Here is a 14,688-nt window from a genome sequence, read left to right as displayed (position 1 = left end):
TAACCTATGTTACTAATAATGAGGTGTAATGATGTCAATCCAATTAGCCATATTAGGCATATTGAGTTGGAAGTCCTCAACAGGATATGAATTAAAAAAGATTTTTGAGGATTCCTCCTTCATGTATTGGTCCGGTAATAATAATCAAATTTACAAAGCTCTAATGAATATGGAAAATGAAGATCTTGTCACCAGTGAAGTGGTCCATCAGGATAACTCTCCTTCAAAAAAAATATATTCCATCACAGAAGAAGGACTTAAAGAGCTAAAAAAATGGCTTGTGTCATCACCAGAAGCTCCCGAGATAAAAAAAGCATTTTTGGTGCAGCTTGCATGGTCCGATATGTTAAGTAACCAAGAATTAAATGAGGTGCTCTCAAAATATGAAAATGAAATCAGACTGCAATTGATTATGCAGAATGAGAAATACAGACGGGCTCTTCATACACCCAACAGAAGCACCAGGGAAAGTTTAATATGGCAGATGATTTCAAAGAACATTATATCAACCTATAATAATGAACTTCATTGGGTCCGTGAAACCCGCCAGAAGTTGTTTGGGAATGAAGTTGTGGAGAAAGAGGAGAAAATGAACTATCACATTAGAGAAATAGAGAGTAAAAAATATATTGAACTGATTTCTTCTATTGAACCATTAAGTACAGAGAATGATGCCCTTGATCTAATTTCTTTGTGCTGGGAACATGATACAAATGCGATTATGATATACTATGCAGCCTTATCAGAAGACTTCTTCAAACTCAGGACCAAATTAGCCGGCAATATGATTCAGAAATTTACAAACTATGGTATTAAAGCTGCTGCTATTATTCCTCAGGAGACCATTCAAAAAGGCAGATTTAAAGAAATGGCTATGGAAACGAACAAAGGCAATCATTTTAGATTGTATGAAAGTAAAGAAGCAGCCGAAGAGTGGCTTCTGAAATAGAAAGAAAGGCGAGATATTATGGGAAATATTTTTCAATAGAAAATATCTCTTGTTTGGAGCCAAATCTCTGGACTTTCCTTTCTATTTTCATTCCAAATCGCTCTAAGAGTTTACATGAGCTAACATTGTCTGTCTGTGTTTCAGCCAAAAGTTTAACCGCTCCCTTCCCCTCAAATGCATACATAATAACGCGGTTGAGTACTTCATTATGTTGTTAAAATAAGGAACCCTAAAGTTAGGCATCTCGTTTACGGTAAAATACAATAGCTGCTGTAACAAAGATCAGGGTCCATAACATTGAAATACCTGTCCCTTGCATGGGTGTAAGGACATTTAATTCATCAGAGGAAGGCGGCATATACATATAATATCCTGCCGTATCCGGAAAATAATTTTTAATACTAGGTAGAAAATCTCTCGACAATGGACTGACAACGTAATAATAACCAAGCAGTACTACTAAAGCAGGAGTCGTTCGTCTTAATAAAGCACCTATAGCTGCACTGAGAAGTGTGGTTAATGTTAGATAGCCTGTTGCACCTACTAGTGTTACGATCATTGTATCTACTCTAATCACTGCTGCCGTGTCTCTCAACATAATAAAAGCATATAGTACACCTGATGCAGCAATAATAAACGCCACAGGAATGGTGATAATTGCCAATGCCAAATACTTCGTGGATAATTGAAACCCACGCCAAGGTATCGTAGTTAAAGTGGTTCGAATCTGTCCACCAGTATACTCCGAACAAGCAGCTAAGATCCCAAGAATAATGAACCCTGCATGAAGATATCCCATAGAAGCAAGCCCTATATTCAGTATACTTTGTGTCCCTGCTGCACCTTGCAGACCAACCGAAGTAAAAGCTGCGGCTAAAACTAAATTAACAATGAATGTACCCATAAGAGTGAGCCATATCAATGGTAATGTAACTAATTTATCCAGTTCAGCTCCAAGGATTGGTGTTATCTTTCTACTCGATGAGACACTCATGATGCAATATCCCTCCTATGGAAAACAATAGCTGCAGCAATAAAAATAACGACCACCCAGGCAAACATGACTAAACCACCTGTGAACGGGGTGAGAAAGCTGTCGCTCATAAGCATAAACATATCAATGCCAGCCCTATCTGGTAAGTATAATGCTAACTTTGTAACCTTAGAAAGCAGGAAACTGAATGATACAACGGATGTATTTATGATGAGCACAGCAAGCGGAATAGTTCCATTCTTCGTAAGAACAGTAATCCCAAATGCCAGAAGAGCAGTAAATGTCCAGTAACAAATTGCACCGAGCAGTTTGGACCCTTCAAATGCAGGGGTGTATTCACCAAGAACAAGATGCGTGGCTGACAAAGTGGTCATCATAGCAACAACACTAAGCAGTATGCTGCCTGCTGTCACAGCGCCTGCTTTTGCCAACAAAAAATGAAGCCTTGATGAAACAACCGTTAAACTGGTTGTAATCTGTTGTCCTCCGCCAGATTCACTGCTCTCAGTCAGATACTCACTGCTGACAGAAAGCACACCAAGAATGATGACACCTTGTACACCAAGAGCTAATCCAATATAGCCAACTTCCGATAGCCGTGTGCTAACTCCAGCTATAATCTCCTCTTTTTGTGCTGTACTGTCCAAGGCAGCAATGACCGCTGGGGCAATTGCTCCAATAAGAAAGGCAAGCCAAATACCCGGCAGGGAGAACAATTTAGATAGTTCCGCGTTGAATGCTCTCATACAACATCACCTGCATTTTCAGATGTCAGGGCAAAAAAGGCTTGCTCCAGCGTGGAATGGTTACCTATTACTTCTTCCAATGTTCCATCTGCAACGATTGTTCCATGCTTAATAATCACCACATCATCAACCGTCTCTGCAAGCTCCCCCATTAGATGACTGGATAGTAACACCGTGTTTCCAGACTCAGCACGTTCACGTAAGAATGTCCGAATCCACCGAATTCCTTCCGGGTCGAGCCCGTTTACGGGTTCATCTAAAATCAATATTTTGGGATCACCAAGTAGTGCAGCTGCCATGCCAAGCCTTCTCCCCATACCAAGGGAGTACTTCCCAACTCTTTTTCCAGCTGCATTCGTAAGACCTACGATTTCCAGAACTTCCTCGACACGTGAGCGAGGCAATCCTGCGGCACGAGCAATCCAACGCAAATGTGCCCGTCCTGTCCGCATACGATGAGCTCCAAATCCATCAAGTGCGGCACCTACGGTTTCTAGAGGATTATGTAATTCTGCGAATGGCTTTCCATTAATTAGTGCACTTCCTGAGGTGGCACGATCTAATCCAAGCAGGATGCGAAGTGTAGAACTTTTACCTGCCCCATTCGGACCTAAAAAACCAGTTACTCTACCGGGTCTAGCTTTAAAACTGATACCTGATAAGATTTCTTGACTTCCGCGATGTTTGACTAAGTTATGAATGGTAAGCAACCATAACACTTCCTTTCTGTTATGGTACTCATTATAAAGATTCAAAGTTACATCTCGGTTATCATGCTGTTTACTTCTGGTTTAACTTTAGTTTAAGCTCTACCAATAGCTACTTTTGTGCCCTTTTCATTGGATGTAAAATCAGCTTTCAGCTTCATTTTTTGCAGCATATAATTTGAAGTCGACAAGCCAATCCCTGCTCCACGCTCATAGGAAGAGTTATCCATACCTGGACCTCGGTCTGCAACAATGATCCGTTCTTTTTCTACATCCACCACAATGTTTACATATTTCCCCTCTGCTGCATGGCGAAGAATATTCTGAAATAAATTATCCAAAACCCGTGTCATCCACTTAGGATCTGCTTCCCAATAAAAAGTCTCCTCTGCCGGTAAGTCAACATCGATCTGCATTTCTTTCTCTTCAAATACAGGATACCACGCAGCAACAGATGCTCTTACTAAACGTCCAATATCTGTTGAAGTTGGCCCAAAAGGATGTTTCCCTGATGTAAGCAATGTATAGGAAAGCAAATCATCCATTAGATCTCCGACTCTTGTAATCGTATGGTTCATCTCTGTTAATGAATTTTGTCCTTCTAAACTCATGGATTCTTTATTTAATCTGGTAATGTGTCCTCGCAAAATGGTAAGTGGCGTTCGCAAGTCGTGAGACAAATTCGCAATGAGTCGATGTCTTAACAATTCCTCTTCATATTCCCGCTTGCGACTGTCTTCAAGTTGCTGAATCATCCAATTAAAAGAACTTCCCAACTGGTCTATTTCATCCATACGATCACTTTGAACAGAAATTGGTTTAGGAAATGAATGATGATTAGCTGAAAATGACATAATTTCCTGTAAACCGCTAAGACGTTTACGAAGTCTCAAGAAGAAAATCCAAGATAATACAACAAATGCGACAATAATAAAACCAAACAATAGTAGTACAACGTAAAATAGATTTAACGTACTCAGAACTTCTCCATTGATAGAAGACCCAACGAACGCAGAGAAGAAAATAAGCACAAGGGGAGGAAAAAAGATAAATAGAAAATGTCCTTTTAAAAAACGATGAAATAATGATCTTCTTTGTTTCATAGCTTCACCCGATAACCTATTCCTTTCAACGTTTCAATAATCTCTGGGGAATCTGGATGACGTTCCAACTTCTGACGCAGTCGATGGATATGCACCATTAATGTTTTATCACCGGTTATATAAGTTTCTTCCCAAATGGCTTCATAAATTTGTTCTTTTGGTAAAACTTGATTAGGGTGGCGTATGAAGTACATTAAAATTTGATGTTGTTTCCCTGTCAGTATAATTTCTTCTCCTGTGCGCTTGTCATATACCATTTGGACTTCTGGATCTACTTCAATCTGATTTCCTAATAAAATGCGTTCGGAATGTGTTCCACCACTTCGACGAATTAACACTTCTAATCTTGCTACTAATTCATCCGTATGGAATGGTTTCGTTACATAGTCATCAGCAAATTGTAAACCATCTACCTTATCATTTATCGATGTTCGAGCAGATAACAGCAAAATAGGAACAGCAGGAGCTGCCTTTTTTAATCGTTTTCCCACTGTAAATCCGTCTAAACCAGGTAACATGATATCCAAAATAACGACTTCATGCTGATTTACTTCTTTTTCGGCTCCTTCACCAGAAAGCAGCCACTGAACTGAGAATCCTCGCTGTTCCAATTCTTCTTTTACCCAGCTGCCTATTTTCTCATTATCTTCAATATATAATACGTTTCTTTTCAAGTAACATCCCTCTCTCTATATGGAGTTCACTATTAGACAGATTAACACAAACTAAAAAATGGGCAACAAAATGAGTTGGCGATGTTACGAGCATTGATTCCGCTTCGCTTCGGTTCGGTTATCTTCGGTCTTATCCTCGACTCGGGACAAGAACCTATACCTACAAAACAAAAAGCCGCTAAATTAGCGACTTTCAATGGGACCATGTTCTTGATTTCTTGAAGGACCTCTATTCGATTGATAGATTCACTTTGGTGAGATAGTACCTTCAAACGTTCCATCACAGTGTATCCCGCTTATTTAAGCAATGTAAGAGTCACTTCAATCGTATTATTTATAAATGAGCGCTCCGGACGGGATTTTAACATAACGGTCAGCCCAATTAACGAAACGATGAGAGCTTGCGATAAAGCTTTCGCGTCTGTGCGACTTGCAAGCTCCCCAGATTGGATGCCTCGCTCAATGGTTTCTTGAAATATGACCGCCAGGTACATCTGATGTTCCCTTGTCAGAATTTCAAATTTCTCATCATGTGGCGCAAGCTCGACCATCGTATTGATGCAAAAGCATCCGCGGCTGCGGCTTACGGAATATTCCTCATCAACCAGGTTCTCAAAAAAAGCTCGAAACGCCTCCCTGACGGATGGCTGGTTTTGAAGTTTGCTTCGCGCCTCGGAAGCATGCGACATCGTGTATTTGCGCAGAGCGGTCTCGAACAGTTCTTTCTTGTCTCCAAAGGCTGAGTATATACTAGGCCGCTGAATGCCCATTCTGGAAGTCAAATCGCTTAATGAGGTAGCCTCATATCCCTTTTCCCAAAATAACTGCATCGCGGAATCTAATACTTTCTCTTCATCAAATTCGCGGACTCGTCCCATAATGGTTTACCCCTCGTTACGTTTGATTTTTGTGGATACGCTATGATCACATTTGTATGAATACAACTTCATTTCATTACCAATCAGTATAATTAATTTTATGATGAACGGCTGTGGTTGTCAAATACAGATTCCCTTATATAATCCGGTTGAATATCAATTCATTACGTATACTCTTATCGTTCAAAATATACGTGTTGACTTGAATTGTAATTGTGATGTATATTTATTTGACCGTTTAACATACCGAACAGTACATAATAATCGAAAGGGTTGAATGAACCAAAATGGAAGATATGACAGAAGAAAAAGCGGTCCATGTCCCGCAGGTGACGGTAACCTCGACTGAATCTGGGTCCGTTGATCGTACGCCTCTAACTCGATACGTGACATTGTTGTTTGCGGTTGCTTGCGGAATGTCAGTTGCCAATATCTACTTCGCACAGCCGCTGCTCGATGAGCTGTCTAACGAGTTCAACATGGACTATTCCATCATCGGAATTCTTATTACCGTCACTCAGGTCTTCTATGCATTGGGATTGCTGCTGCTAGTGCCTCTGGGCGATTTGCTGAACCAGCGCCGATTGATTATCGCTCAGATGGCAATCTCCATAATGGCTCTGGTTATCGTTGGTACTGCTTCCTCCGGAACGATGCTCTTTGCGGGTTTGGCATTGGTCGGATTGCTTGCCGTTGTAACGCAGACGATTGTAGCGTTCGCGGCGACCACAGCTGCACCTGCTGAACGAGGGCGTGTCGTTGGTATGGTAACCAGCGGAGTTGTGATTGGGATCCTTCTCGCGCGAACCATTTCAGGAATTTTGAAGGATCTAGCAGGATGGCGTTCGGTTTATCTGGTTTCTGCCGCGTTGATGCTGCTCATGGTTTACGCATTATATAAGGTGATGCCAGATGGTGAGCGTAAGGTAAAGACTGTTCCCTATTCTCAACTGCTTAAGTCGGTACTGATGCTGTTCCTGCAAGAACGGCTATTACGTATCCGCGCTGTTTTGGCTATGTTGATTTTTACCGCTTTCAGCATTTTGTGGACGCCATTAGTACTGCCTCTTAGCTCGCCGCCACTATCCCTTTCGCACTCTGCCATCGGGGCGTTTGGTCTCGTGGGTGTCGTGGGTGCATTGGCTGCAGCAAAGGCTGGTAAGCTAGCCGATCGTGGTTATGGACAGAGAACGACAGGAATTGCATTGTTTCTGTTATTACTATCTTGGCTGCCAATCAGCTACACGGAGCAATCCCTGTTTGCCTTAGTCATTGGTATTGTTCTGCTGGACTTGGCGGTGCAGGCCGTGCATGTTACGAATCAGAGTATGATTTTTGCATTGCGCCCGCAGGCGCGCAGTCGCATGGTTGCCGGGTATATGATTTTTTATTCCATCGGAAGTGCTGCTGGTTCCATTGCTTCGACCCATATTTATGGACAGTATGGTTGGCATGGAGTTTGCGTGCTTGGCGCTTCCGTCAGCGCTTTTGCTCTTATATTCTGGGTTATAACCAAAGGTGGCAAAGGCGCCTAATTACTGTAAACCCAAGTGTCCTATGTGTAGAATAAGATGCCCGTTTCCCTGTCGGATCACGGTAATGTCCGTATTCTTTTGATGAGTTCTAAACAATGCACTAAAGAAATTGATTACCATTAGTACACTAGTATAAGGGTTTTCATTATGCATAAATTGTACAAGTCTTTGTCCTTGATTCACGACTAAACTTGTATAGATAAAACAAAACACTACATTGGAGTGATCTCCCATCCTTTATATACGAAGTCATATACGGAAATTTCACAAATCACTGGCACTTAGACACACCTCATGTAAAATGTAGTTATTTTGTTAGCAAAAAAACCTTAGAGAATGCTGCAATGTACATATCTCTAAGGTTTTTCTCTTTTTGTGGTGCTTTTATTGCGCAATCTATTAAATCTATTATTTTTCAGTAGTTTCACCATTCAGGTCATGGTGTAGTTCTGTGGCCGGGATGAGGGGCTCGTATATTTGTCCTTTTGGAACAGGATTGGAAATATACACGAAGTTTCCGGTACCATCGGGTGCACTCCCTTTGGCCCACAAACCCTCACCTGATTCAGTTCCCTCCGAGAGATTCCAGAATTCATAAGCTTCTGGCTGGGATTCCTGTTCTGCCTCCGGTGGGAATGAAGCCGGTACAACGACTCCGTTTTTTTCCTCCAGTTCTTGGATCGCGGCCATCCATTGATATTGGTGGTAACGGTCACGTGCCAACATTTTACGGAGAGTCGCACGAACACCTTCGTCGGTAGTCATATGATAGAGTCTTGCCACTTGAAGTCGACCCTGACTTTCGGCATGCAGATTGGATCGCATGTCTGCCAGAAGGTTACCACTCGCCACGATGTATGAACCGTTCCAGGGTACTCCGTTAGAGTTAGTAGGTAACCCTCCCAAACCGCTTACAAGTAAGTGTTGGGGATTGATGCCACCCATTATGGCTGCTGTAACCGGATCTTCAGCTGCTTTTTGTTGCTCAGCAGGTGTTGCCCCATCCAGCAGCTGGCTAATCAATGCGCAGAGCATTTCAACATGGCCGATCTCTTCAGTACCAATATCCATGAGCATATCTTTGTATTTTTCTTCGCCCCGACAATTAAATCCTTGAAATAGATACTGCATCATAACGGTCATTTCCCCGAATTGTCCACCTAGTACCTCTTGGACTTGGCGTGCAAATACGGGATCCGGGCGATCTACTTTTACCTCGAATTGTAACTCTTTCTGGTGTCGAAACATATGAATCCCTCCATTATGGGTAGTTGATCAATTCAAAATGTATATAACCTGCTCGGATGATTTTAAACAAAAGAGCATAGCAAAAAGACAAAGAACGGAGAGGCAGTCTCTCCATCTTTGTCTCGGATAATACAGTCTAATCGTTTAGCAAAACATACGGTTACTTAGGCTTCGTCAGAATCGGGTCTTTTGATTTGAAGAGGTGGAGGCACTAGCCACCCTTTCTCTTTGTTCATCTGAAGAATTCTGACTCCTAAAGCCGTCTTGGTTAGATGATATTTGGCAAATAATGCACCGACATCTTCTCTGATAGACTGCCCCATGACCTGGCTAGCTGCAACTAACCCTAACGAAGTATCGGCTGCTATTTTGGCTGCAATTTCAGGATCCGTGAATCTAGCGCCAGCCGGAATATCTTCCAGCTTCACAGGAGGCCGCTCCGGCAGCATTGGTGCAGGGGCAATGCCATTTTCGGTTAATAGGGTATCACATTCTTTAATCTCAAGTTTGGCTTGATCCAGCAGATCATCCAGCACTTTCTTAAGATCCTTGTCACCTGCATGATTCAAGTATGCTTGATAACAGGAAACGAATCCTTTGGCTGCCATGGAGCATTGCCATACACTAAAAATCTCTCCATAATGCAGTGGTTCATTTTTGGGATTGTCACTCAAAATGCCCATCTTCAATTCTCCTCCTCATACGATGTCGGTTTACCAAGTTATGTTTTACCAAATGCAATGATTATATTCTTCTCCGTTACGAACATTGGTTAGTTAACCTTGGTTTCCACAATGCCCCATTCAAAACTTCCGTTTGGATAGGTTCTTGTCTCATTCTCGTCCTCAGCTCGAGACAAGAACTTGTTCCGATAAAACAAAAAAGCCGCTAATTTAGCGACTTTCACTGGAACTAGTCTTAATGCAATCAACCGCTTATTTCATTAATTTCGCTTTACTTCATTATCGTGCGGAATTAATTCATACAAGGCACGAACATCACAACCGATGGAATCGGCAATCGATATGGCAGTTTTGAGCGGCATCACTCTTTTGTTTTCAAGAAAGTCATAAATTCGTTCCGGTTTAAAAAGCAAGTCTTTTGCCAGCCATTCCGCTGACTTTCCGGATTCCATCAATCGTTCATTCAGTAAGCAACGTCCTAGTTCAAATTTCAAGAAGTGATGACCTCCTGCATAAAATAATATAACCTTAATCTGATTCGAGCTGCCGCTTTGTCTTTCGTTTCACTAAAGCGATGAGGGGTGGACTTGTTCACTTGAAACAATACCCCTCCAGGGTCGCAACAAGAGAAGACGGAACGTCTATTTCATCCTTAATATAGCTTCCTCCTGGAATATAAATTCCTTTGGAGGACAATCGTTCGACTTGAGACGCTAATCGTGTGGAAAAACCGGGAGAGAGTAGTTGGGGGTCCAGCGCCACTATAAATAGGCCAACACCAGGCGAGGTTCTCCCTTCATCAAAGGATGGAGCATCAAGTGACCAATTGGCGCCCGTCATACCTGCGGCGAGCATTTCAACCATGAGCGCTATATTGGCACCTCGTGACCCCCCAAAAGCAAGCAACGCGCCCTTGAGAGCTTCACGTGAATCATTAGTTCTTTGCCCCCTTCCATCGATGGCCCAGCCTTCGGGAATCATCTCTCCCCGTTCTGCCGCTTTCCGTATATTTACAAACGCTGTAGCGCTAGATGCCTGATCCAAAACCAAGGGAGCCCTGTTATCGACAGGCGCGGCAAATGCGAGAGGATTGGTGCCATAAACAGCCTCCTTACTTTGTCCCGCGGTCATTAAAGCAGGTCCATTGCTGGTAGCTATAGCTACCAATCCTTTATGGGCAAGCCGCCTGACATAATAGCCCAGCTCTCCAGCAGTATAGCTGTTCTTTAACGAGAGTACGGTTACTCCATAAGTGCTTGCCCGTGTTTGCAGTTCCTCGAAAGCGTTATCAAAAGCAAGTTGGGCGATACCACCCTTGGCGTCGGCCTGAATGATAGTAGGTGTTGGATAGAAAAGCGCCGGCTCTTCTGTACCAGAAATGCGTCCGCATAAAAATCCTTCCAGATAGTCGGGAAGATGAGCAAATCCAACCGAAGTCCGACCTGAACATTCTGCATCGATAGTTGCTTCAGCAAGAGAAATCGCCACCGCCATGCTTGCTCCAGCAGCAACACATACGCGAATAGCGAATTCCCTTGCACTATTAAGATCGTATCGCATGGGCTATAATCCTGAAACTCGAATGAATTTGTGGCTTTAATAGGGTGGGCAAGATTGCGAACGGTCCGGTCTAATCACTGTTTTCTTGTTTCCCTTCAGCATTTTGTCACGCTCCCGGTCTAACGTTCTCTTTGAAACGCGCAAACCATTTCTCATAATTATATCATAAATAAATATTGGCCTAGACAAGCCATTGAAACCTAATTTCGTCATGTTTAACTACTAGTATCAGCTCTCAAAAGGAGCATGTTTTTGTCCCTGTACACAATGATATTATTTTTTTTCGTAAAAAAGCACTGGAGGACCCGGCACTGGAGGTGATCGTGGTCGCTATCGATCATGGGGGTGACGACCGCAACCATGAATATAACTTTACGATCAATGCGGAGTACAACTTCGGGGGCAAGGGTGCGGCGTATGCGGATTTCCTGGCGGAGACACTTAAACCCTATATCGACAGCCACTACAGGACGCTTCCTGAAGCGGAATTTACGACCATTGCTGGAAGTTCGTTTGGTGCTTACGTCTCGTTGTATACGGCTATTCGCTATCCGGATCAGTTTGGCCGTGTGGGCGGGATTTCCTTTGTTATGTGGCACGACAGTGGCGGGATCATCCAATTGATTCAAGAGTCGGACCTCTCCCCTGTGCTTCGCGTCTATCTAAGCATTGGAGAACTGGAAACCGACAATCCCGACTTCAATCGGCTTGCCTGCGAGCACGTCGCATTGGTACACCAGACCTTGATAGCATCAGGGGTTCCCGAGAAGCAGATTCGATTCGATATAATTCCTGGCGGAACACATCACGAATCCACGTGGAGCGTGCTGTTTCCTGAAGTACATCGATGGCTGCAGCAGCCATAGGATGGATATGCGTAAGAGGAAACTGCAGAAGCCGCTTATTACGACTTATTTTGCTGAGGAAGGTAATTTGCCCGTTTTGGCCGACTCGGAGAAATAAATCATCTCAACAGGTGAGATGGGCTTTGGTCTCACTTGCCTCACCTTTTGCTCTAATAAGTCATCTTGAGTTTCACCTGAGCAGTCCCGTCGATACCTGCCCTCCTCCAACTTCATGTCGATAAAATCGACGACCTGCTGCAGCGAGTTGATCTGGCTGACCATATTATCCCGATGGCTCCTTAAAAGTTCCACCAGCTCGGGATATTCCGCGGGATCGGTATCGGCGGAGATTGCCAGAAAAGGGCGCATTTGCTCTAGCGGCATCCCCGTTTTTTTCAGGCATGGTATCAGCCGGATCGTATGGATATCCTCCTCCCGGTAGATGCGATGCCCGTTGTCCTTCCGCTCTGCACGAGGCAGCAGCGCAATCTTTTCGTAATAACGGATCGTATCCTCCGTAATTCCGGTTAACTCGGCGGTTTGCTTTATTGTGTAGAATCGCTCTTCCTTCATCCTGTTCCCTCCTGAGGCTTGTGTTTCTGTGCATTATACATCCTGGTGCTGGCTCCAAGTCAAGTTTCTAATTCTTTAGAAAAAAACTTGGTTTCGCGCCTTGACTTGGAGTCGACTTCAACTTGTAGAGTGTGAGCTATCAGGGCAAATACCCTGGAGATCAGGAGGAGATGCACAATGAACAAGAATCCACGTGAACATATCGCATTAATTACAGGTGCAAGCGCCGGGATCGGGTTGGAATTAACACGAAAGTTGCTGTCAGAGGACTGGCAGGTGATTGCTTTGAACCGTTCCGACTTTCCGGCGGAGGATGTGAGCATCCAACATGCAATAAAGAGTGGATCACTTCGACTTTATAAAACAGATGATCTTGCCGATTATGCCAGCTTGAGAGGTACTTTGGAAGAGATTAATCGCAAGGAGCAGCGAATTGATATTTTGTTCAATAACGCCGGAGGGTCCTTTCCCGAGCTGAGTTATTCGAAACAAGGACGCGAGAAGCATTATGAGCTGTTGACGGTCGTTCCGTATATTATTCTGATGGAGTTGAAGGAACTCCTAAAAGCGGGTCGCTTAAAAACGGTGATCAACACCTCATCTTCAGCGCTAAAATTTACTAAAGAGTTCACTATCGATATCATGGAACGTCCCAAAACCTTCCGCAAGCTGCTTGGTCCTTACGCGACATCAAAGCTGGCTCTTTCACTCTGGACTCAGGGCATCGCGGCGCAGCTTGCCAAGGATGACATCAAGATTCGCAGCGTTGACCCAGGTAGCAATAATACGCTAAGAAAAGGAAAACAATCCGGATTGCCCTTTTTGATTGAAATATTAATGAAGCTATTTTTCTCCCCTCCTACTCACGGCGCGAACAAGCTGTATGAAGGAGCTTTAGGGGAACACCACAATAAAACTGGCGTGTATTTGCTGAAAGGCCAGGTTGCGGAATTAAAATTCAAAGACCAGGCATCAAACGTTTTGGAAAGAATTCAAGCGGTTTATGAACACGAATTTTTACAAGGTAACTTTTAAGTTAGTTGAACAGAGGCAGCTGATCTCGTAAACGGCAGCTTCTGCGCCAGCAGTCCGCTGATCTTGCCCGTTATCCCAATGATGAACACATCCATACCCTGGATTCACAGCTTGTGCATCAGTATTTTTCAGGAAAATCTCAGGATGCAAGAAGGCACAACCTCATTTACTTACCTGTCCTTCTCTTCTCGGCTTCTGGATAACGGTCGCCAACAATTTGGATCTTGCCAATCTCATCATTGATTACCCTCACCTCCTGTTCAGTGAAGACGATATCGCTTGCTGCAATATTTTCGGAGATTCTATTAACGTTGGTTGTCCCTGGAATAGGTACGATATATGGCTTTTGGGCAAGAATCCATGCGAGTGCTACTTGCGCTGTGGTTACATTTTTCATCTCAGCCACTTTATTCAAATAATCAACAATCACCTGATTTGCTTCCATCGCTTCTTTAGTAAACCGCGGGAGCTCCCCCCGGTTGTCGTTCTCGGTGAAAGAAGCGTTCTTATCTATTTTTCCGGTAAGAAATCCACGACCAAGAGGACTATAGGCTACCAAACCGATTCCCAATTCTTCGAGTACGGGGAATATGTCCCTTTCTGTTTCCCGCCACCAAATCGAGTATTCACTCTCCACTGCCGTCAGCGGTTCAACGCAATGCGCCCGACGAATCGTTTCAGCGCCCGCCTCCGACAACCCCCAATGGAGGATCTTCCCGTCTTTTTTCAACTGCTGCATGGTCAACGCCACTTCTTCAATGGGAACCTTTGGATCTACGCGATGAATGTAGTACAAATCGATATAATCCGTTTGTAATCTTTTTAAGGACCCTTCCACCGAATGGACAATGGATTCTGGCCGGCTGTCCAGCTCATTGGTTAAGCCAGTGATCTTAAAGCCTCCTTTCGTTGCAATCTGTACCTTACTCCGTTGCCCTGCGAGCGCCTCCCCAACAAGCTCCTCATTTGTGTAAGGACCATAAACTTCCGCTGTATCCAACATCGTAATGCCCGAATCAATAGCTGAGTGTATAACGGAAATCATCTCGCGACGGTCTTTTGCCGGTCCCCGATGATGGTTTAATCCCATACATCCAAATCCAACTTCCGAGGTCTCCAAACCGTTTTTGCCCAGATTCCTTTTCTTCATAATCATTT

16 protein-coding genes are annotated in these 14,688 nt (G+C 43.7%); 4 read left to right on the top strand and 12 right to left on the bottom strand.

Features of this window, described 5'->3' with window-relative positions:
- Positions 1-28 precede the first annotated feature (28 nt).
- Entirely contained in the window at positions 29-949 is a 921-nt protein-coding gene (locus tag B9D94_RS13880) for a PadR family transcriptional regulator (RefSeq protein WP_340463884.1), read from the top strand.
- A gap of 235 nt (positions 950-1,184) precedes the next feature.
- On the opposite strand, the gene B9D94_RS13875 is transcribed toward B9D94_RS13880, so the two are convergent.
- The 6 genes from B9D94_RS13875 to B9D94_RS13850 form a co-directional block, all read right to left on the bottom strand.
- Complete coding sequence (locus B9D94_RS13875; RefSeq protein ID WP_148247279.1) at positions 1,185-1,943, bottom strand: ABC transporter permease; 759 nt, start codon at positions 1,941-1,943, stop codon at positions 1,185-1,187.
- Positions 1,940-2,689: an ABC transporter permease gene (locus tag B9D94_RS13870; protein WP_148247278.1), complete on the bottom strand. Its 750-nt coding sequence runs from the start codon at positions 2,687-2,689 to the stop codon at positions 1,940-1,942. The genes B9D94_RS13875 and B9D94_RS13870 overlap by 4 nt, the downstream gene beginning before the upstream one ends.
- A complete protein-coding gene (locus B9D94_RS13865) occupies positions 2,686-3,399 on the bottom strand; it encodes an ABC transporter ATP-binding protein (protein ID WP_148247277.1) in 714 nt (237 codons plus the stop codon). The genes B9D94_RS13870 and B9D94_RS13865 overlap by 4 nt, the downstream gene beginning before the upstream one ends.
- Positions 3,400-3,491: 92 nt before the next feature.
- A complete protein-coding gene (locus tag B9D94_RS13860; RefSeq protein ID WP_148247276.1) occupies positions 3,492-4,499 on the bottom strand; it encodes a sensor histidine kinase in 1,008 nt (335 codons plus the stop codon).
- Positions 4,496-5,173, bottom strand: coding sequence for a response regulator transcription factor (locus tag B9D94_RS13855; protein ID WP_006210175.1), 678 nt, complete (start codon positions 5,171-5,173; stop codon positions 4,496-4,498). The genes B9D94_RS13860 and B9D94_RS13855 overlap by 4 nt, the downstream gene beginning before the upstream one ends.
- 296 nt (positions 5,174-5,469) lie before the next feature.
- Complete coding sequence (locus tag B9D94_RS13850) at positions 5,470-6,051, bottom strand: TetR/AcrR family transcriptional regulator (RefSeq protein ID WP_063479624.1); 582 nt, start codon at positions 6,049-6,051, stop codon at positions 5,470-5,472.
- Positions 6,052-6,347: 296 nt separating this feature from the next.
- Between B9D94_RS13850 and B9D94_RS13845 the strand changes: the two genes are divergently transcribed.
- Complete coding sequence (locus B9D94_RS13845; protein WP_253806185.1) at positions 6,348-7,586, top strand: MFS transporter; 1,239 nt, start codon at positions 6,348-6,350, stop codon at positions 7,584-7,586.
- Between the two features lie 408 nt (positions 7,587-7,994).
- Here the strand turns inward: B9D94_RS13845 and B9D94_RS13840 are convergent, their stop codons facing one another.
- The 4 genes from B9D94_RS13840 to B9D94_RS13825 all read right to left on the bottom strand — a co-directional run bounded on the left by B9D94_RS13840 (position 7,995) and on the right by B9D94_RS13825 (position 11,077).
- Entirely contained in the window at positions 7,995-8,834 is an 840-nt protein-coding gene (locus tag B9D94_RS13840; RefSeq protein WP_148247275.1) for a manganese catalase, read from the bottom strand.
- A gap of 164 nt (positions 8,835-8,998) precedes the next feature.
- Positions 8,999-9,517, bottom strand: a complete 519-nt coding sequence (locus B9D94_RS13835; protein ID WP_036639072.1) for a DUF3231 family protein — start codon at positions 9,515-9,517, stop codon at positions 8,999-9,001.
- A gap of 260 nt (positions 9,518-9,777) precedes the next feature.
- Complete coding sequence (locus B9D94_RS13830) at positions 9,778-10,011, bottom strand: XRE family transcriptional regulator (RefSeq protein ID WP_148247274.1); 234 nt, start codon at positions 10,009-10,011, stop codon at positions 9,778-9,780.
- A 97-nt stretch (positions 10,012-10,108) separates the two neighbouring features.
- A complete protein-coding gene (locus B9D94_RS13825) occupies positions 10,109-11,077 on the bottom strand; it encodes an Ldh family oxidoreductase (protein ID WP_148247273.1) in 969 nt (322 codons plus the stop codon).
- A gap of 323 nt (positions 11,078-11,400) precedes the next feature.
- Between B9D94_RS13825 and B9D94_RS13820 the strand changes: the two genes are divergently transcribed.
- Positions 11,401-11,943: an alpha/beta hydrolase gene (locus B9D94_RS13820; protein WP_253806155.1), complete on the top strand. Its 543-nt coding sequence runs from the start codon at positions 11,401-11,403 to the stop codon at positions 11,941-11,943.
- Between the two features lie 45 nt (positions 11,944-11,988).
- On the opposite strand, the gene B9D94_RS13815 is transcribed toward B9D94_RS13820, so the two are convergent.
- A complete protein-coding gene (locus tag B9D94_RS13815) occupies positions 11,989-12,495 on the bottom strand; it encodes a MerR family transcriptional regulator (protein ID WP_036639061.1) in 507 nt (168 codons plus the stop codon).
- Positions 12,496-12,672: 177 nt separating this feature from the next.
- Here B9D94_RS13815 and B9D94_RS13810 point away from each other — a divergent pair, with 177 nt between their 5' ends.
- Complete coding sequence (locus B9D94_RS13810) at positions 12,673-13,530, top strand: SDR family NAD(P)-dependent oxidoreductase (RefSeq protein ID WP_148247271.1); 858 nt, start codon at positions 12,673-12,675, stop codon at positions 13,528-13,530.
- 166 nt (positions 13,531-13,696) lie between these two features.
- Here B9D94_RS13810 and B9D94_RS13805 read toward each other — a convergent pair whose 3' ends face one another.
- Positions 13,697-14,680, bottom strand: a complete 984-nt coding sequence (locus B9D94_RS13805) for an aldo/keto reductase (RefSeq protein WP_063479632.1) — start codon at positions 14,678-14,680, stop codon at positions 13,697-13,699.
- Between the last annotated feature and the right edge of the window lie 8 nt (positions 14,681-14,688).

This window comes from Paenibacillus sp. Cedars, from assembly GCF_003184205.1.
In the GTDB taxonomy this organism is placed as follows: Bacteria; Bacillota; Bacilli; order Paenibacillales; family Paenibacillaceae; genus Paenibacillus_AQ; species Paenibacillus_AQ glucanolyticus.
The sequence above is the reverse complement of the archived record's forward strand: the minus strand, read 5'-3'. Positions and strand labels throughout refer to the sequence as shown.